This is a genomic window from Aliivibrio sp. A6 (genome assembly GCF_028765505.1).
Lineage (GTDB): Bacteria > Pseudomonadota > Gammaproteobacteria > Enterobacterales > Vibrionaceae > Aliivibrio > Aliivibrio finisterrensis_A.
On sequence record NZ_JARACR010000008.1, the window covers coordinates 113,809 to 132,978 of the forward strand.

15 protein-coding genes are annotated in these 19,170 nt (G+C 38.7%); 8 read left to right on the forward strand and 7 right to left on the reverse strand.

All coding sequences use genetic code 11. The annotated features are described in order from the left end of the window. Nucleotides 1-3: 3 nt before the first annotated feature. From PVK70_RS07180 to PVK70_RS07190, 3 genes are all read left to right on the forward strand, one after another. Nucleotides 4-249, forward strand: a complete 246-nt coding sequence (locus PVK70_RS07180; RefSeq protein WP_130048152.1) for a DUF2164 domain-containing protein — start codon at nucleotides 4-6, stop codon at nucleotides 247-249. A 184-nt stretch (nucleotides 250-433) separates the two neighbouring features. Next, a complete protein-coding gene (locus tag PVK70_RS07185) occupies nucleotides 434-2,062 on the forward strand; it encodes a methyl-accepting chemotaxis protein (RefSeq protein ID WP_130048153.1) in 1,629 nt (542 codons plus the stop codon). A 295-nt stretch (nucleotides 2,063-2,357) separates the two neighbouring features. Next, the gene (locus PVK70_RS07190) at nucleotides 2,358-3,986 is read left to right on the forward strand and encodes a methyl-accepting chemotaxis protein (RefSeq protein WP_130048154.1); all 1,629 of its coding nucleotides are present in this window, start codon (nucleotides 2,358-2,360) and stop codon (nucleotides 3,984-3,986) included. A gap of 81 nt (nucleotides 3,987-4,067) precedes the next feature. Here PVK70_RS07190 and copI read toward each other — a convergent pair whose 3' ends face one another. From copI to PVK70_RS07215, 5 genes are all read right to left on the reverse strand, one after another. Continuing rightward, nucleotides 4,068-4,604, reverse strand: coding sequence for a copper-resistant cuproprotein CopI (copI, locus tag PVK70_RS07195; RefSeq protein WP_130048155.1), 537 nt, complete (start codon nucleotides 4,602-4,604; stop codon nucleotides 4,068-4,070). Between the two features lie 85 nt (nucleotides 4,605-4,689). After that, nucleotides 4,690-7,821, reverse strand: a complete 3,132-nt coding sequence (locus tag PVK70_RS07200; protein WP_130048156.1) for an efflux RND transporter permease subunit — start codon at nucleotides 7,819-7,821, stop codon at nucleotides 4,690-4,692. Next, on the reverse strand, nucleotides 7,818-9,287 hold the full coding sequence (locus PVK70_RS07205; RefSeq protein ID WP_130048157.1) for an efflux RND transporter periplasmic adaptor subunit: 1,470 nt from the start codon (nucleotides 9,285-9,287) through the stop codon (nucleotides 7,818-7,820). Before PVK70_RS07205 ends, PVK70_RS07200 begins: the two co-directional genes overlap by 4 nt. A 10-nt stretch (nucleotides 9,288-9,297) precedes the next feature. Continuing rightward, complete coding sequence (locus PVK70_RS07210) at nucleotides 9,298-10,632, reverse strand: TolC family protein (RefSeq protein WP_130048158.1); 1,335 nt, start codon at nucleotides 10,630-10,632, stop codon at nucleotides 9,298-9,300. A 107-nt stretch (nucleotides 10,633-10,739) separates the two neighbouring features. After that, complete coding sequence (locus tag PVK70_RS07215) at nucleotides 10,740-11,156, reverse strand: hypothetical protein (RefSeq protein WP_130048159.1); 417 nt, start codon at nucleotides 11,154-11,156, stop codon at nucleotides 10,740-10,742. Between the two features lie 189 nt (nucleotides 11,157-11,345). On the opposite strand from PVK70_RS07215, the gene PVK70_RS07220 reads away from it, so the two are divergent. Next, nucleotides 11,346-12,371: an acyltransferase gene (locus tag PVK70_RS07220; protein ID WP_130048160.1), complete on the forward strand. Its 1,026-nt coding sequence runs from the start codon at nucleotides 11,346-11,348 to the stop codon at nucleotides 12,369-12,371. A gap of 51 nt (nucleotides 12,372-12,422) precedes the next feature. Here PVK70_RS07220 and PVK70_RS07225 read toward each other — a convergent pair whose 3' ends face one another. Beyond that, the gene (locus PVK70_RS07225; RefSeq protein ID WP_130048161.1) at nucleotides 12,423-13,271 is read right to left on the reverse strand and encodes an alpha/beta fold hydrolase; all 849 of its coding nucleotides are present in this window, start codon (nucleotides 13,269-13,271) and stop codon (nucleotides 12,423-12,425) included. Nucleotides 13,272-13,477: 206 nt separating this feature from the next. Between PVK70_RS07225 and PVK70_RS07230 the strand changes: the two genes are divergently transcribed. From PVK70_RS07230 to PVK70_RS07245, 4 genes are all read left to right on the forward strand, one after another. Next, a complete protein-coding gene (locus PVK70_RS07230; protein ID WP_130048162.1) occupies nucleotides 13,478-14,662 on the forward strand; it encodes an NnrS family protein in 1,185 nt (394 codons plus the stop codon). A 157-nt stretch (nucleotides 14,663-14,819) separates the two neighbouring features. After that, on the forward strand, nucleotides 14,820-16,280 hold the full coding sequence (nagE, locus tag PVK70_RS07235; RefSeq protein WP_130048163.1) for an N-acetylglucosamine-specific PTS transporter subunit IIBC: 1,461 nt from the start codon (nucleotides 14,820-14,822) through the stop codon (nucleotides 16,278-16,280). Between the two features lie 227 nt (nucleotides 16,281-16,507). Then, on the forward strand, nucleotides 16,508-17,185 hold the full coding sequence (locus tag PVK70_RS07240) for a response regulator transcription factor (protein ID WP_045104015.1): 678 nt from the start codon (nucleotides 16,508-16,510) through the stop codon (nucleotides 17,183-17,185). Then, complete coding sequence (locus PVK70_RS07245; protein ID WP_130048164.1) at nucleotides 17,166-18,509, forward strand: sensor histidine kinase; 1,344 nt, start codon at nucleotides 17,166-17,168, stop codon at nucleotides 18,507-18,509. Before PVK70_RS07240 ends, PVK70_RS07245 begins: the two co-directional genes overlap by 20 nt. A gap of 5 nt (nucleotides 18,510-18,514) precedes the next feature. On the opposite strand, the gene PVK70_RS07250 is transcribed toward PVK70_RS07245, so the two are convergent. Then, nucleotides 18,515-19,129: a DNA-J related domain-containing protein gene (locus PVK70_RS07250; RefSeq protein ID WP_130048165.1), complete on the reverse strand. Its 615-nt coding sequence runs from the start codon at nucleotides 19,127-19,129 to the stop codon at nucleotides 18,515-18,517. Nucleotides 19,130-19,170: the final 41 nt, after the last annotated feature.

Consider the following 19,170-nt stretch of genomic DNA (forward strand, 5'->3'; position numbering starts at 1 on the left):
ACCATGAGCACAATAACGATACCTAAAAATAAACGTGATGAGCTTGTACAAAAGTTCCAAGATTATTTTGAACAAGAACTAGACACTGAACTGGGTCAATTTGATGGTGAATTCTTATTAGATTTTATAATTAAGCAAGCGGGTCCGGTTTTTTATAATCAAGGATTGGCTGATGCTCAAACGATTATTGAGCGAAAAACACAAGATATTGCTGATGAGATCTATGAAATCAAAATGGTTGAAAATTAAGGGAACTTTCCTCTATTGCCAGTAACATTATTATTTAAAACAATAATGCAACCGGTAAATGCATATTTAAAGACAATATTAATTATATTAATTTACATTTACCATCGACAAAAGTGTGACAAAAGTCTAGAATTTGAGACTTAATGAATGGAATTTCTCACTTTCTCAAATTCAAGAGGCTTTAATGCAATTTTCTTTAAAAAATACGTCAATACGTATTCAAGTTTTACTACCCGTTATTCTTACTGCACTAGCGCTGTTCATTTCTTTAGGTTTTACCGCCTCTAGCCTTGAAAAAGAACAAGATATAATAGCAAGCAATACTGACTCCTTTGTTTTCTATAAAGACCAACTTGCAAAAGTGGATGATGAAGTCTACCCCCTACGTATAAGCGCTGTTTATGCAATTTACGATACGGAACGTCGTGAGAAATTCACGACTGAATTGCGAAACAAAGTGAATGACATCAATGCATTACTTGATGAGTTAGAAGCAAGAAAAACGTTTGCTAAAGAAGTTAACCTAGTTCGCACTAACATTAATAACTACGTTCAGTTTTCACATAAAGTTATTGGATACCTAAATAAAAAAGAAAGTGGCCAAGCCGTTTCTCAAAGTTACGATGCTCTTATCTCACAATATCGTAATATTGGTAATAGCATGGTTTCTTCTATCAATGCCCTTTCTCAACGTGTAAATGAGTTTTCTGATATCGCAATGAAAGAAAGCTATGAGAAAAACACTCAGGTTAAAATCACAGCAGGGTTAACTATTTTAGCAGTCTTTATTATATCGATGATCACTGCATGGTGGCTATCAGGCCTTATCGTGAACCCAATTAAAAAAATTCAATTAACTATTCGTCGCTTAGCTGAAGGGGATTTAACCGTTCGTGCCGACGTTGATGGCGATAATGAAATTGCCGTATTGAGTAAAGACATCAACACTACTGCAATTCAATTACAGACTACTGTTGAAGCATTATCTCGCATCAGTGAAGATGTAGCTGCTGCATCAACAGAGCTTGCTGCTGTAATGACGGATTCAGAAGCCAATTCACAAAAAGAATTGAGTGAAATTGAACAAGTTGCCTCTGCTGTTAATGAGCTCTCAAGCACTGCAGATAACGTAAGTGATAATGCGCTATCAGCTGATCAAACTGCCCGTGATACAACTAAATTAGCTCAATCAGGATTGGATATTTTCACTCAAAGTAATCAAGCAAGTGAAGACATGGCAAATTCGCTAACTGATGCAGCAGTTGTTGTTAACCGCTTAAAAGAGCAATCAGAACAGATCAATAATGTGGTTGAAGTGATCCGTGGTGTTTCAGAACAAACTAACTTATTAGCCTTAAATGCTGCTATTGAAGCCGCTCGTGCGGGTGAATCAGGACGTGGATTTGCGGTGGTTGCTGATGAGGTTCGTCTGCTTGCTGCTCGTACTCAAGAATCAACCAAAGAGATTCAAACTATTATTGAATCACTACAAGAGCAGTCAGGTTTAGCAAATGATAGTATGCAAACAAGTATCGATAAGCTTGAATTAAACAAAGAGTTAACTGCAAAAGCGGGTGATGCGTTGGTTAGCATCACTGAATCAATTACTGCAATTAATGATATGAACACTCAAGTTGCTACTGCTGCCGAAGAACAATCTCAAGTAACTCAAGATATTAACCGTAATGTGGTGAATATGTCTGAGCTTGTAAATCAGAACGTAACTGGTATTAGCCAAAGCGCGAGTGCAAGTAACGAATTATCTAAATTGGCAGAACAACAAAAAGAGCAACTAGCATTCTTTAAATTGTAATCTTCCTCTAAAAATAAGCGGTAAGGGTATTTCTTATCGCTTATCCTTCCTTCATTTAAATCCTCAAGCTATAAATCTCTTATAAATCGAAAACAATCATAATTGAAATCAATGAAACACAAGAGATAGATGCACCAAGCAAATAACAGAAGCACAAACAAACCTAAAAGAAAGTTAAAATACACATTTAGTTACAATTACTATCGACAGGTGTGTGACGCGAGTCTATATTTCGAGAAAATAATAAAAGTACACGCAATTGCACTGTACTTTCTAGAAATAACAAAGGCTGAAGATGAATTATTCACTTAAAAACACCTCTATACGCATCCAAATCTTACTTCCAGTTTTATTGACCGCATTAACCTTATTCGCATCTTTATCATATACAGCTATTGCACTGGATATAGAACAAGACACAATTGCAGACAACACAGCCTCATTTATTTTCTATAAAGATCAATTAGCAAAAATTGATGATCAAGTATATCCATTACGCATTGGTGCTGTTTATGCCATTTATGATCCTGCTCGCCGTGATGCATTTTATAAAGAAATGCAATTAGAAATCGATACCGTTGAGCAACTACTCAGTGATATTACTCAAAAACAAACGTTTAGCGCTGATGCAGCCAAAGTTCACGAAAGTATGAACGCTTATGTCGATTTTACAAAAAGAGTAATTACGTACTCAGAAAGAAAAGAACAGGGCCTTCCAGTCACAGAAAACTACAATACATTAATCGCAAATTATCGTAAGACTGGTAATGATATGGTAGAGACAATTAATCAGTTGTCTGAACAAATTAACCACTTTTCCGATGAAGTAATGAATGAAAGTTATGCAAAAAACAACCAAGTTAAAATGACAGCTGCCATTACAATTATTTCTGTGTTTATTATTTCTTTACTCGCCTCTTGGTGGTTATCAGGATTAATCGTTAACCCTATTCAAAAGCTACAAACCATCATTCGTAAATTAGCTGAAGGTAACTTAACAGTACGTACAGAAGCTGATGGTGATAATGAAATTGCTCAACTAAGTAAAGATATCAATACTACTGCTATTCAACTTCAAAAAACCATTGAAGAGCTGCATAACATTAATGAAAGCGTTGCTTCTGCATCAACAGAACTTGCCGCTGTAATGAATGAAGCTGAGTTAAACTCTCAAAAAGAACTGTCAGAGATTGAACAGGTTGCCTCTGCTGTCAATGAACTATCAAGTACTGCTGATAATGTAAGTGATAATGCCCTTGCTGCGGATCAAACAGCGCAAACAACAAATGAATTGGCAAAATCAGGCTTAGATATCTTTGCTCAAAGTACGGATGCAAGTGATAAAATGGCCATAGCATTAACAGACGCCGCTGTTGTTGTTAATCATTTAAAAGAACAATCTGAGCAAATTAATAATGTTGTTGAAGTGATACGCGGTGTGTCTGAACAAACAAACTTACTTGCATTAAATGCCGCTATTGAAGCCGCTCGTGCTGGTGAATCAGGCCGTGGTTTTGCGGTGGTTGCAGATGAAGTTCGCCAACTTGCTGCTCGAACTCAATCATCAACTCAAGAAATCCAAACAATCATTGAAGCACTTCAAGAACAGTCAGGGTTAGCGAATGACAGTATGCAATCAAGTCTTGATATGTTAGAACTAAATAAAGAATTAACAGCAAAAGCAGGAGATGCTCTCGTTGGAATCACAGAATCAATCACTGCAATTAATGATATGAACACTCAAGTTGCAACCGCAGCTGAAGAGCAATCACAAGTAACCCAAGACATTAATCGTAATGTGGTTAATATGTCGGAGCTTGTAAATCAAAATGTAACAGGCATTAGTCAGAGCGCGAGTGCAAGTTCTGAACTATCAAGATTAGCAGAAGAACAAAAACAGCAGTTATCCTTCTTTAAATTATAATTTAAACAGTAAATCTTAAATGAAATAAATAAAGCGGTAAGGCCACCCACCTTACCGCTTTTTCATATTATCCGATTGGTATTATAGTGTTACTTTTTTTACCATTCCGGCCTCTGCGTGTCCTGGAATATTACACGCAAATTCTACGTGATTATCCCCATGGAAATGCCATGTGATTTGCTTAGCTTTACCAGGCTGAACGGTTACGGTACTACCACTGTCATGCGCGTGGCCTGATGTCATTTTTTTCATCATTTCGCGATGTTCTAACTGCTCAGTTTCATTACCAATCGCAAACTCATGATCAATCTTACCTGTATTCATGATCACAAATTGCACGATATCATTAGGTTCAATATCGACTTCTTTCTTAAAAGTAATTTTCATATCATCAGATAAGATAACGTGTACGACTTTGTTTGGTTTCATCCCTGTTGCTGGCATACCTACTGCATTCATATCCTTCATAGACATGCCTTCCATCTTACTCATATCCATGTCTTTCATTTTTGAATGGTCCATTTCCATTGAACCATGATCCATTTTACTGTGGTCCATCTCAGCCATTGCCAAGCTTGCTACTAATGATAATGCGATTGCTAATACTGTCTTTTTCATTTTATTTTCCTCTTTAGATATTTATTAATTGGCTTAGTACTTAGAACAATAAGCCATTGATATTTTTAGGTTAAGTTAATTGGTGCTATATTTGATCACTTTGACACTGACGCTGTTTCCAGAGTTTAAATACGGCAGGAATAACAACTAATGTCAGTAACAATGCTGATACCATTCCACCAATCATTGGCGCTGCAATTCGTTGCATTACTTCAGATCCCGTACCTGAGCCATACATAATTGGAATTAGGCCAATAATGACAGTAAGCACAGTCATCATGACAGGACGAACACGTAAACCCGCCCCCTCCCCAATCGCTTGTGTTAAGTCTTGTTGAGTCGGTAAGTTGTTTTTCTCAGAAGCATTATTCTGTTTTTCATTCCATGCTTGGTTTAAATACACCAACATGATCACGCCTATTTCAACCGCAACACCGGCTAAAGCAATAAAGCCAACACCTACAGCAATAGAGAAATTAAAGTTTAGAATATGCATGAGCCACAGGCCGCCAACCATAGCTAACGGTAATGTTCCCATGATAATTAACACTTCAGAAATTCGCTTAAAACTAAGATAAAGAAGCAACATAATAATGCCAATCGTGATTGGGACGACTGTGGTTAAACGCTCTTTAGCACGCTCCATGTATTCATACTGCCCTGACCACCCCAACGAATAACCAGCTGGAAGATTCAGTTGGTCATGTACTGCTTGCTGTGCTTCATGAACATATGAACCAAGATCTCTTCCATCAATATCAACAAACACCCAACCATTAGGTCGTGCATTTTCTGTTTTGATCATTGGAGGACCATCTTCATAACGAATATCAGCCACATCAGCTAACGCAATTCGAGCGCCATTAGCGGTAATAAGCGGTAAGTTTTGCAATTTAACGACAGAATCTCGATACGACTGTGGATAACGAACATTGATCGGATAACGCTCTAACCCTTCAATGGTTTCACCTACATTCATGCCACCAACAGCGGTTGAAATAACTTGCTGTATATCTTTAATATTCAATCCATATCGGGCTGCTTGGCGACGTTTTATATCTATGGTTACATAACGGCCACCAGCTACACGTTCTGCATAAACAGAGGTTGTACCTTGAATGTCGTTTAAAATAGGTTCTAATTCTGCGCCTATCTTTTCAATGACGTTAAGATCTGGTCCTGCTATCTTTATTCCTATTGGTGTTTTAATCCCTGTCGCCAACATATCGATACGCGTTTTGATTGGCATTACCCATGCGTTCGTAATTCCGGGAAATTGAATCAATTGGTCTAGCTCGTTCTTGATCGATTCCGTTGTGACACCGTCACGCCATTCATCTTTTGGTTTGAATTGAATAACCGTCTCTATCATGGTCAATGGTGCCGGATCAGTCGCAGTTTCCGCTCGACCAATTTTTCCCCACACGGTATCAACTTCAGGTACGGTTTTAATCAGTTTATTGGTTTGTTGTAGTAACTCTCGCGCCTTACCGATTGAGATCCCTGGATAGGTTGTTGGCATGTACATTAAATCGCCCTCATCCAATGGCGGAATAAACTCACTGCCCATTTTAGAGATCGGATAATACGCAGAGCCCATAAGTACGATAGCAACAAGTAAAACCGTTTTAGGAAAACGTAAACTCACATTAAGTAGCGGGCGATATAACGCCACTAATGTTTTATTAATTGGATTCTTATGCTCAGGTAGAATCTTTCCTCGAACAAAATAACCCATTAATACTGGAACTAAGGTAATAGCCAAACCAGCTGATGCTGCCATGGCAAAAGTTTTTGTAAAGGCTAATGGAGAGAACATCTTTCCTTCTTGGCCTTCTAACGCAAAGACCGGAACAAAACTTAACGTAATGATAAGTAATGAGAAAAATAATGGAGTTCCCACCTCTTCCGCAGCTTTACCGATAACTTGCCAACGGTTTTCATCCGTTAATGGCGTTTTCTCTATGTGCTTATGTACGTTTTCTATCATTACAATTGCACCATCAACCATGGCACCAATAGCAATCGCAATACCACCTAACGACATAATATTGGCATTAATACCTTGCCAATGCATCACGATGAATGCGGCTAAAATTCCAACCGGTAAACTTAATGCAATAACTAGTGATGAGCGAATATGGAATAAAAACAGAGCGCAAACAATTGCAACAACAATAAATTCTTCTGCCAATTTTTCCCATAAGTTAGTTACAGCGTGATCTATTAAGGTTGATCGATCATAAGTCGCTTTTATTTCAACGCCTTCTGGTAATCCTTTCTGAAGTTGAGCAAGCTTTTCTTTCACGTTAGCAATAACTTCACTGGCATTCTCACCAAATCGCATCACGATCACACCACCAACCGCTTCACCCTCGCCGTTAAATTCGGAGATCCCACGACGCATTTGTGGTCCAAGGTTAATGTCTGCAATATCGCCAAGCAGCAATGGCGTTCCTTTATCTGTTACTTTTAATGGCAGTGACTGAATATCTTCAATACTGCTTAAATAACCTGAAGTACGAACCATATGCTCAGCTTCTGCTACTTCAATAACGGATGCTCCCGCTTCTTGATTTCCGTCTTTAATCGCTTTATTAATTTGCTGTAGTGTTAGGTTATAAGCTCGTAATTTATCAGGATCAATTTCAACCTGATATTGTTTGACCATTCCGCCAACGGTCGCGACTTCCGATACGCCATCAACGGTTTGTAATTCATACTTTAAGAACCAATCCTGCAAACTGCGTAATTCAGCGAGATCATGTTTTCCTGTTTTATCTTGTAAAACATAACTGTAAACCCAACCCACACCTGTCGCATCTGGACCTAATGTCGGTTTTGCTTCTGCTGGTAACTTAGGTGCGACTTGACTTAAGTACTCTAAAACACGCGAACGCGCCCAGTACATGTCGGTATCATCATTAAAAATAATATAAACATACGAGTCACCAAAGAAGGAATAGCCACGGACCGTTTCAGCTCCCGGTACTGCTAACATGGCGGTGGTCAATGGATAAGTTACCTGATCTTCCACCACTTGCGGGGCTTGCCCTGGGTAACTAGTTTTAATGATCACTTGAACATCAGAAAGATCAGGCAGAGCATCTACTGGCGTATTCTTTACACTGTAAATCCCTGCTACGACTAAGGCGAACGTTGCAACCAACACTAAGAATCGATTTTTTATCGACCAACGAATAATGACAGGGATCATAATAATTCCCCTTCTTTCTCTATCTCAAGCAGTTGATATTCATCATTTATCTTTTGAACTAGAAACTGAACCGCTTCACCTTCACGAAAAGAAACTAAATCAATCTCTTTATCGACCAAAAAATTCATTTCACCCGCTTTCCAATCCCATTGTGATACGGGTTTATGAGCAAAGGTTACCATACCAAAATCAGCCATAAGCATGGTGATATTCCCAGAGATCCAAACACTGTTTTCTGGTCCATTAATTCGACTTAGTTCTGCCGTTTTACTTGATTCAGAATCTAATAAGAATTGAGCTGATGTAACTACTTTATCGTTTTCTTTCAATCCCTTAAGGATTTCAACTTTATTCGCAGCTTCGCGGCCTGCAATGATGCGAACTGAGCGATATTTACCTTCTCCTTCATCTAATACAACACGTTCCATACCATTTGAACGTATTACCGCTTGGCGAGGAATCGTCAATACTTCCTCTTTTGTTTTAGGATGAATTGTAATGTTTGCGAACATGTTGGGCTTTAATGCACCATCTTGGTTATCAAATTTTAAGCGCATACGCATGGTTCGTGTTTTTGGGTCTAAAATCGGATAAACGTAATCAACTTCGCCTTCCCATTTTGTTCCAGGGACAGCATCAAGTGTCATTACCGCTTTATTGCCTGACGATAACCAATGTGCCTGACGCTCAAAAACTTCTGCATCTACCCAAACCTCTTCTAAAGGCCCCGCGCTTATCGCAACCTGAGAAGGCGATAAATACCCTCCTTCACGAATATTCAGACTTGCAATAACACCACTAGACGTTGCTTTTATCTCTATGTTTTTATTTGCTTTACCCTGTCTAACAATAGAATTAATCTGTTTAATATCAACACCAAAAGAATGTAGTCGCTCTCTTGCACCTTTAACTAATCCTTTGCGGCCAGTGCGATACGCGTTTAATAATTCTTCTTGTGCTTTCACCAGCTCTGGAGAGTAAAGCGTAAATAATACATCTCCTTTATTTACTTTTTCGCCAATCGCGTTGATATTCAGTTTCTCAACCCAACCCGCCGCTCGTACGTTGACTTGCCATAATTGACTTTCATCAAAAGCAATGTAACCGACGGTATCTATATTTGGTGACAAGATCGTTTTCTCGACAAACGCACTTTTTACGCCAAGGTTATTAACCACGCTTGGATCAATTGTTACCGTTCCTGCTGGTGCTTTCTCTCCTTGGCCTTCATCGGCATAAACAGGCACTAAATCCATGCCCATTGGGGATTTACCTGGTTGATCTCGACGATAATTTGCATCCATAGGAGCAACCCAATATAAAGGCTCACTTTTCTCAGCACCGACTTCTGAACTGTTATTCATCGTCATAGCCGCCATATCATGCCCTGAGTACAAGCTCATACCCGAAGCGCCAATAACGCCACCAATCACGATTGAAAGTAATGCTATTTTAACTGGTTTCATTTTCTCTTCCTTACTGCTCTGATGGCGAAAGTTGTGGCGCAGAAACGTGATAATCAAAGCCATTTAGATAAAAAGCTAAGTTACTGTATGTTTTATCTAAATCACTGAATAAACGTTGTTTTTCTAGTTCAATGCTCAGTTCATCACTGGCAGCTGAAATCACATCATTAAATTGTGCGGTATTATTTTCATAACCACGCTCAACGGCTTGGGTTCTGTCTTTTGCTTGGGGCAGTAAAGTATGGTTATAACGAGAAAGACGCTGCTCAAGATTGTTTTTATCAACCAATAGCGAATTTACTTTTGCGTTCATTTGACGAAGTAATACGTCACGTTGTGATTTTGCAGCACCCACTTGATATTGCGCAGCTGCATAGTTTTGGTCTTGACGTTTATCTGTAAATAGCGGGAGATCCATGGTTACATATGCACTCACCAAATCAGACGCAGGTTGTCCACCCATACCATTCGCTTGACGATAGGCATACATTACTTCTACACCAAATTGAGGTGAATAAGATTCATCGGCAATATCCACTTTGGTTTTGGTTGCGGTTATCGCTAATTCACTCATTTTTATTGTTGGATTCGACTTCAATAAGTCATAAAATTCAGTATCTTGATTTGCCTTTGAATTTAGTAATTTATTCAATGTCGACCACTCTAGTGCTTTTATACCTTGCGGTTTTTGCTCGGATAAATTAGGCAACCATTCTGTGAGTTGTGCATAGATACGGCCTTGCAACTGACGATTCGTTTGCAACTTTTCATCCAATCGACCCAATTGAAGCTGAGCTTGTAGCAAGTCCTGACTTTCACTTTTACCAATCGAATAATTGGTCTTAATGTAGGTTTCCATCTCTGACAGTAGTTGACGATTCTCATGTAAAATAGCTTCTGCTTTTTGTAAGAATCCCAACTCAATCCAAAGTTGAGTAATGGCATTTGCCACTTCTAACTCACGAACTTGAACCTGCATTGCTAATACATCGGCTTGTTGCCCCGTTTGCTTTTGTTGTAAGTCTAAACTTGAGCCTCGACCAAACTTTTGCATTAATCCGACCGATATATTGGTCATAGGGTCTTCATCAAATTTAAAACTGTCCACCGGTAAACCACCAAAACCGACTTTTAGCGTAGGATCGGCAAGCGTTGAACTCGCAATACCTGTAGATCGAAGTGCTTGAGATTGTGCGTATATTTGCTCTCTACTTGCATCAGAAGAGAGTGCTTGTTCGATAAGTTGTGTTAGCTGACTTTCTGCCATCACTTGATTTGAAATCATTAACGAGATCGCAGAGGCTAACCACACTTTAGTAAAGTGTTTACGTGCTGTATTTTTCATGGAATCATTCCAATAACGGCATGATCGTAAAGACAGATCAGTGCCATGATTAAACCGGAAAATAAGAAAGCTTATTTAGCGTATTGATTTAATAGATATAATTGGAATTAAGCTATTGGAGGTCGATATAAGGAAGGAGATGATAATGAACGGGGTTGTTCATTGTAAAAACCATATTTGATAGCAAAAGCTAATGAGTTAATTTGAGTATTCAAGCCAATTGGTAAAGCATAAGCCGCTACTGTACATACTGTTTTACAACAGTTATCACCCTGTTCTGAACAATGGTCATTATTATTCATCGACATGGATGACATATCACATCCCAAGTCACTACTTTGAGACTCTTTTAGTGAATGGCAATCAGGCATGATGTCACTCATAGGCGACATTTGACTTTGAGGCATTGCCATATTCATGGTCATTCCTTCCATTTTCATTGGATAGCTGTAAGCAACGCTAGATAGCACTAAAGCCATCAGCGTAACGCCTGTCACTAACCATTTAGAAATAGAAGAAAGCACTATAAATACACCTATATATAGAATTAACCTAATACTAAAGCCTCCCCTAGGGGGAAGGTCAACGATTTTATGTGAAAGCTCTCCCATTTATGAAAACATCCAGTGCAAGAAGCTCCACGAATTAATCTAACGCATATATTTTGTTAAAAGTCCTTGTTAGATTACGCAAAAAATTTAGGATGTCATTTAATGGAAAACTCTCAAAAAATCGCAAGCTTAGAGCTCGGAAGACTTGTTGCTATGTTTGCGATTATTGCTCTGCACTCACAAGTATTTATGACGTATCTGCTAATGGATGATACTCCCGTCTTTGGCTATGCTTTTAATCAATTCACTCGTTTTGCCGTTCCTTTCTTTTTCATTCTATCCGGCTATTTTATTCAACCAAAATTAATGCATGACCCGTTAAAAACAATCCAATCTTACTGTGCACCTTTATTAAAAATATGGATAGTATGGAGCGCGTTAAGTTTAGCTTTGCCTTTTAATTGGAAAAAAGTCGCTGAAAATGGGTATCTAGCGGAGCGAACTGGTTATTGGAATTGGTTAACACAGAATCCATTAAACGCTTTGTTTGAAGGCGGAATGGTGCATTTATGGTTTATCCCCGCACTTATTATCGCAGTATCTATTACTGGGTTGCTCATTCACTTTAAAAAAACGACATGGCTTATTCCAATCGCAATGATCTTATATGTATACGGCCTTGCTGGTGGAAGCTATCAAACACTGACCGAAGTTTGGACTCCGTTTTTTACTCGAAATGGCCCTTTCTTCAGTACCTTAATGGTGGCTATTGGTTTTGAACTAAGAAGAAGAAACATCACTCTATCCTCAACTAAATCAATGTTATTGTTAGTTACTGGTTTTGTTATTCACTTTAGTGAGGCGTATTGGTTAACTCAGTTTGATGTACCTTTTAACTTGCATGACTTTTTAATTGGCACTCCATTAATGGGAATTGGCATGTTTTTTCTATTGTTATCTAAACCACGACTTGGCCATCACCCTATCACTTTCACGTTAAGTAAACATGTTCTTGGCATTTACGTCTGCCATTTGCTATTTGTGGTTGTGTTCTTAAACATTACCGGAATGATGGGACTGACTTTAGCACTAAGAGATTTTTTGATTGTGTTTGGAACGGCTGGAGCATCTACTTTGTTTGTTTTAGCGATCAATAGAACACCATTGCGTCGATTGTTATTTAGATAAATAAAAAACAGATGCATTCGCGCCTGCTATGCATCTGTTTTATCTCACAGCTTATTGAGTTAATACATCAAATGCTTTCTTCGCCTCATCACTCGCCATTACGCGACCATGACCTAAGCCCGTTGTTGGATATAAGGTTACCTGTCTAATATGCTCTGATGCGGTTTTTGAAAGATCAAAACTGGTAAAGCGATCTTCTTTATCATGAACAATGATGGTTGGAGCTTCTCTTTTCGTTAATCGTTGATACGGGTTAAAACTATCAATAGAACGCTGATATTGATCTTCTATATCACTAACAATCGCTTTAAATAATTTAATTGAATACCCAGAACGCTCAATGCTACGGAATAAATTCTCGGTATAGTTAAGTACTGGGGCAATTAACAGTAAAGGCGCATTATCCAACTTCACATGATGACATTCCAGTACCGCAGCCGTTCCCATACTATGTGCGACGACACCCACCACATCATCACAAGAATCCAATATCGCATTTAAACCTTCAATAAACGCAGGTAAATGGGCATGTTTTCCCTCACTTGCACCATGTGCAGGGTGATCAAAAGCAACGGCGGTAAACCCCTTCGATGCGATGTATTCCATTAATGGATAGAATTGACTCGAATTCCCCGACCAGCCATGAGCCAATACCCAAGTAGGACCAGAGCCAAGCTGATAAAGACTCAGTTCACCTTCAGATGAATTCAACTTACTCTTTATTAACCCTTCTGGTTCAGAGTTTTTTGGTTTTGTTCTTACAGGAGTTAATAGTAATTTACGCCCCATCTTCTTCGCGTGACTTGGAATTAATAAGTGATGCAAACGCGTTACTGCATTTAAAGTACTGCGTTTAAAGCTAAACTTGTTCTCTGTACCAAAGTAAATTTCCTGACTCATGAGTACGTCCATTTATATTTTTTATCTGTTCATCTTAACTAAAGTACTCTCTTTGTCGATAAAGGACTTTAAAATTTAACAATTAGATCACAATCTCTATTGTGTAATCTAAAAATATACCCGAAATATAACATGCATAAAAAATACATGTTATTGGGTTTTATTTCAGTTATACTTATTTTGTCCTTACGAATTGAGAAAATCTTATGATGAATATTACAGATAAAGCTGTCGAAGAAAGAATTCCACCTATACTGCGTTTAGGGTTTCGACCGTTTTTTTTATTAGGTAGTATCTATGCCATTATTGCTGTCACTGTATGGGTATGGGCATTTCAAACAGGCCAACCTACCTACCTAAACGTGCCTGCTCTTTGGTGGCACGTACATGAAATGCTTTTTGGTTTTTCGATGGCGATTGTTGCTGGTTTTGTGTTAAGCGCTGTTCAAAATTGGACAGGTGTTAAAGGAACTTCAGATAAACGTCTTGGGTTCATTGTCGTATTATGGCTGTTACCAAGAGTGTTATTCTGGACCTCAGCGCCACTTTGGTTAATTTCAAGTATTGAAGCGTTGTTCATACTCGCTATTGCGTATGAAGTTGGATTTCGTGTAATCAAAACCAAAGGCGTTCGTAACTTTTTCTTTATTCCGTTATTTTTAGTCGCAATTGCTGCGAACTTCGCCAGTTACGCTACGATTAAAGGCATGCCGCCATTTACTTCTGCTGCGGTTTGGGAATCCATGCTTTGGTGGTTTACGCTACTACTTTCTGTGATGGGCGCACGCGTTATTCCTTTCTTTACTGCACGTCGCTTTCAGTTTGAAAAAGCTCAACCAATGCTTTGGTTAGATGCGTTATGTAATATTCCGCTGGCAATGCTATTTATTCTTAGCTTTTTCCCTATTACCTCTGCTGAAATTAGTCCGTATTTAATGGTGATAGCAGGATCAGCACAACTTATTCGTATGATTAGCTGGAAAGGGTATAAAACACTGAGTGAGCCATTAGTATGGTCTCTTCATGCTGGTTATTTATGTATCCCTTTAAGCCTATTAATTCGTGGCTTTGCTAATAATGGTTTTATTTCGCATACGGCAATTCACCTCTTCGCTATTGGTGCATTAGGCGGGGTGATTTTAGCGATGATTGCTCGTGTCACTATGGGTCATACTGGTAGAGAAATCTATAAAGGACCTGTTATGTGGCCTGCTTTCTCAGCTATTATTCTTGCTGCTGTAGTTCGCTCTGTCGGCGTGATCTTGTTCCCTGAATACATGATGAATATGATCAATATTGCTGCAGTATTATGGGCATTTGCATTTGGTCTATTTGTTTGGCATTTTGCCCCTATGCTATACAAAAAACGTGTTGATGGTCACCCAGGTTAATTTACGGCACGAATAAACAAGATCCAACTCACACATTCTTAATATTACTGTCAACATTAACAATAGTTAATGTTGGCACAACCTTTCCTTAATCTTCCCCTCTGTATTCTTCTCTTAGTTTAAAAATAATTACGATTTTTACTTTGAGGAATACAATATGAATGTATTAGGTTACATGCAAAAAGTAGGTAAAGCGCTGATGGTTCCTGTCGCTACGCTTCCTGCTGCCGCGATATTAATGGGTGTTGGTTACTGGATGGATCCAACGGGTTGGGGTGCCAACAGCGTATTCGCTGCGTTTTTAATTAAATCAGGGGGAGCTATCATTGATGTGATGCCGATGCTATTTGCCATTGGTGTGGCGTTTGGTTTAAGTAAAGACAAAAACGGTTCGGCGGCACTCGCTGGTTTCATTTGCTTTACCGTTGTTACTACCCTTCTTTCTCCTGCGGTTGTAGCCCAGCTTGAAAGTATCCCTTTGGATCAAGTTCCTGCGGCGTTCGCTAAAATCAACAACCAGTTCATCGGTATTATTGTTGGTATTATTTCTGCTGAAATTTACAACAAATACTCTACGGTTGAGCTACCAAAAGCACTTGCTTTCTTTAGTGGTAAACGTCTTGTTCCTATCTTGACATCAATTGCTGGTATGGCTTTGTCATTCGTACTTCTTTACGTATGGCCTGCTATTTTTGATGCGCTAATCTCATTTGGTACTCAACTTCAATCAATGGGTGCGGTTGGTGCTGGTCTATTTGGTTTCTTTAACCGTTTAATGTTAAGTGTTGGTATGCACCATGCGCTTTACCCTGTGTTCTGGTTTGATGTTGTTGGTATTAACGATATTCCAAACTTCTTAGGTGGCGCACAGTCTATTGCTAACGGCACTGGTATTCCGGGTCAAACAGGCATGTACCAAGCTGGTTTCTTCCCTATCATGATGTTTGGTCTACCAGGTGCTGCACTTGCTATGTACCACTGTGCAGAAAAACGCAATAAAGCTGCGGTATTCTCTATCATGCTTGCAGCTGCAATGGCGTCATTCTTTACTGGTATCACTGAACCGCTAGAATTCAGCTTCATGTTCCTTGCTCCATGGTTATACCTAATTCATGCAATCTTAACGGGTCTATCTCTATTCATCGCGGCAAGCATGGAATGGATGGCTGGTTTTGGTTTCTCTGCAGGTTTAGTCGATTTTGTACTTTCAAGCCAAAACCCATTAGCGGTTAAATGGTACATGTTGATCCCACAAGGTCTTGTATTCTTCGTTCTTTACTACACCATCTTTAGATTCGCGATTAAGAAGTTTAACTTCCTAACTCCAGGTCGTGGTGAAGACATGAATAAAGATGACTCTGTAGAAGAGAACATTACAGATATAACCAATGCCTACATTGAAGCAATCGGTGGTGCAGACAATATTCTAGAAGTAGATAACTGTATTACTCGCCTACGTTTAACAGTAAAAGACTCTGGACTTGCTGATAAAGATAAACTGAAATCAATTGGTGCTGCGGGTGTGGTTCCAATGGGTAAAGGTGGCTTACAAGTAATCATTGGCCTAGGAAAAGTAGATAAAGTTGCTGCAGAAATGAAAGTAATTTTAAAAGCCTAATATCATACTAATAAAGCAGCTAACCATTGCTTAATTAAATTGGTATAACCTCCATAATATTCGTACCAGATGTTATGTGAGTACAACTCAAGAGTCTTAATTCTTCCCCCTTTAAGGCTCTTTATGATGTATTCCTATTTCATTTAATAACTCTTTTTCATTATTTATTTATCTAATTCCACTTCTTTCTTGTTACACTAAATTAATCAAATAGTTGAGATAGATTTATGAAAATACTGGTTATAGAAGACGATCAAACCACTCGAGATTTCATTGCTAAAGCTTTAGAGCAAGAAGGCTTTATTGTGGATAGTTCTGGTGATGGTAAAGAAGGCTTAATGATGGCCATCAGCTGTGAATATCAGTTAATTGTGCTAGATCGCATGCTTCCTAACCTTGATGGCTTAAAGATTTTATCTGCAATTAGAGCGACGGATAACAATACACCCGTTCTTATTCTTAGCGCACTAGACAGCGTAGACCAGCGTGTTGAAGGTTTGACCGCGGGCAGTGATGATTATCTAACTAAACCTTTTGCTTTGGCAGAGTTGCTAGCACGTATTAATATTATCTTGCGTCGTAACCGCCCAATAGAAAATACGCTAAATGAAATACAGATCAATAATCTAACCATTAATCTTCGCTCTCAAAAAGTCACAATAAACAACGTCCCTATCGCATTACAGAATAAAGAGTTTATTTTATTACGTTTTCTTGTAGAGCATGTCGATGAAGTCGTTTCTCGTATGCGATTGTTTGAAGCTGCTTGGGATTATCATTTTGATCCTAAAACCAACGTTATTGATGTTCATATCGCTAAATTGCGTAAAAAGCTAGAACACGGTGGCGCAGTAAACCTGATTGAAACGGTACGTGGGGCTGGCTATGTTATTAGACAAGCGTGATGAGCTCTATCGTTCATCGATTTTAAAACTCTTAATTTGGTTTGCTGTTGGCTTATTCTTAATGATGGCATTATTGCTGTATCAACTGTATTCAACCTCTTTGCATTTATATAGCCAAAACCTTGATGAATGGTTACGTGGCGAGACTTCACAACTTCAAGCCATCGCAAGTGCTGAAGGCATTGAAGCTGTTCAGCAAAGCATTAATAACAGCAAAGAAAGTAACCGTTATATTTACCATATTGCTAATCATGCTAGTCCTTCACCAACGGACACGTCGGCAACGTCCTACCCTGTTATTGCTCAAATAAAACAATATCAAGCCTATAATGATTTACCCAATATGAGGGCAACGACAGTTGAGCTTCCTGATGGTTCTGAATTAATTATTGGCATTGATCAAGAGCGTTACTTAAGCTTTAAAAAACAATTAGATTCTTCTGTTATTTGGGGAACTTTCTTCCCATTTATCGCTTTATGCTTAATCGCAATCCTAATTGCCGTATACATTCTTAAACGATTAAACCTTGTTAATCAAACCATGAACCGAGTGATGCTAGGTGAGCGTAACGTTCGTTTAAAAGTGGGGCCAGATATGAATGAATTTGATTTACTGGCTTTGCATTTGAATAATATGCTAGAGCAAATGGAGCAGAGTGAATCTAAACTTAAATCCTTAACCGTAGATATTGCTCACGATTTAAGAACCCCAATGGGACGCATTAAGTTACGTATTGAAGATCTTTTATATGATAATACCGTAAGCGATTATCATCAGGATAAATTAGAAAATATTCAATCCGATTTTTCCCTTCTGCTTGATACCTTCAATGGCATGATGGAGTTATATCACTTAGAAAATGGCGGAACGCCTGTTAACAAACAGCAGTGTGAACTCAGTAAAATAGTGCAAGACGCCATTGAATTTGCAGAGCCTACCGCATTAGATAAGCAACAAAAGTTATATTTGACTATAGAGATGCCCTGCCCCTTATACGCCAACCCAAGCCTGCTTTTTCGTGCTGTGTTTAATATCATCGACAATGCGATTAAATATACCCATGAAGGCGGGGTAATTGAAGTGATTGTTGATTGCTTTGGTGTCGTTGTAGCTGATAATGGTATGGGAATAAAACAAAAAGACAGAGAACGAGCGTTAGATCAATTAGTGCGTTTAGATCCTAGCCGAACAGAGCATGGTTTTGGTTTAGGCCTTGCTCTGGTTAAAACCGTTATGAAAATACACAATGGAAGAATAAGCCTAAGCGATAATTACCCAGGCCTGCGAGCACGTTTACTATTTGATGAAACCGTAAACAAGTAATTATATTAACGCAATACGTTCCAAGCTTCACACATCACTCTGAACTTATCCGCATCACCGCTTGCTCTGTCTGGGTGATGCTTCATTGCCAATTTTCGCCATTGCTTTCTAATATCTTTAGCAGTAGCACTTTCTGACAAACCAAACAGCTTCAACGCTTGAATTCGATCCATTGATGCTACAGCTCTAGAGCCGCCTAAATATCGACGATAATTACTCCAGAACTCGTTTAATAGGCGTTTAACCTCATCTTCTTCAACTTGGTAATTTGTCCACTCTAAATAATATTCTCGAAGTGGATGTACTGTATCAATTGCCTGTATTGACCCTTCTGTTTCTGCCACCGAGAACAACTGTATGTTCATGGCTTCGACTTGCAACCATTGCTCTGGATACAACTCAGTTTGAAGTTGATACAGAGCATTCATGATCAAAAAATTACGCTTAAACAGGTCTTTATCTGGGCTTTCATCAAGCTGTGTTAATAAGCCTTTTTCGATCAAATGCGAAGATAGCGTATGAACTTTCCATTCTTGATTTGTTTCTTGTAATACCTCAAACAACGGCCATACCAATGGATTTTCAAACTGGCCGTCTGATTTATCTAAATACCTATCCATTACTTCTTATGCCTCATTTGTTCAATTAACATAATAATCAT

Bases quoted from the DNA above. Each gene is read 5' to 3' on its own strand.
- PVK70_RS07245 (WP_130048164.1), top strand. From the start codon at position 17,166: ATGTTATTAGACAAGCGTGATGAGCTCTATCGTTCATCGATTTTAAAA.
- PVK70_RS07225 (WP_130048161.1), bottom strand. From the start codon at position 13,271: ATGAGTCAGGAAATTTACTTTGGTACAGAGAACAAGTTTAGCTTTAAA.
- PVK70_RS07240 (WP_045104015.1), top strand. From the start codon at position 16,508: ATGAAAATACTGGTTATAGAAGACGATCAAACCACTCGAGATTTCATT.
- PVK70_RS07205 (WP_130048157.1), bottom strand. From the start codon at position 9,287: ATGAAACCAGTTAAAATAGCATTACTTTCAATCGTGATTGGTGGCGTT.
- copI (WP_130048155.1), bottom strand. From the start codon at position 4,604: ATGAAAAAGACAGTATTAGCAATCGCATTATCATTAGTAGCAAGCTTG.
- PVK70_RS07210 (WP_130048158.1), bottom strand. From the start codon at position 10,632: ATGAAAAATACAGCACGTAAACACTTTACTAAAGTGTGGTTAGCCTCT.
- PVK70_RS07185 (WP_130048153.1), top strand. From the start codon at position 434: ATGCAATTTTCTTTAAAAAATACGTCAATACGTATTCAAGTTTTACTA.
- nagE (WP_130048163.1), top strand. From the start codon at position 14,820: ATGAATGTATTAGGTTACATGCAAAAAGTAGGTAAAGCGCTGATGGTT.
- PVK70_RS07180 (WP_130048152.1), top strand. From the start codon at position 4: ATGAGCACAATAACGATACCTAAAAATAAACGTGATGAGCTTGTACAA.
- PVK70_RS07220 (WP_130048160.1), top strand. From the start codon at position 11,346: ATGGAAAACTCTCAAAAAATCGCAAGCTTAGAGCTCGGAAGACTTGTT.
- PVK70_RS07190 (WP_130048154.1), top strand. From the start codon at position 2,358: ATGAATTATTCACTTAAAAACACCTCTATACGCATCCAAATCTTACTT.
- PVK70_RS07250 (WP_130048165.1), bottom strand. From the start codon at position 19,129: ATGGATAGGTATTTAGATAAATCAGACGGCCAGTTTGAAAATCCATTG.
- PVK70_RS07230 (WP_130048162.1), top strand. From the start codon at position 13,478: ATGATGAATATTACAGATAAAGCTGTCGAAGAAAGAATTCCACCTATA.
- PVK70_RS07200 (WP_130048156.1), bottom strand. From the start codon at position 7,821: ATGATCCCTGTCATTATTCGTTGGTCGATAAAAAATCGATTCTTAGTG.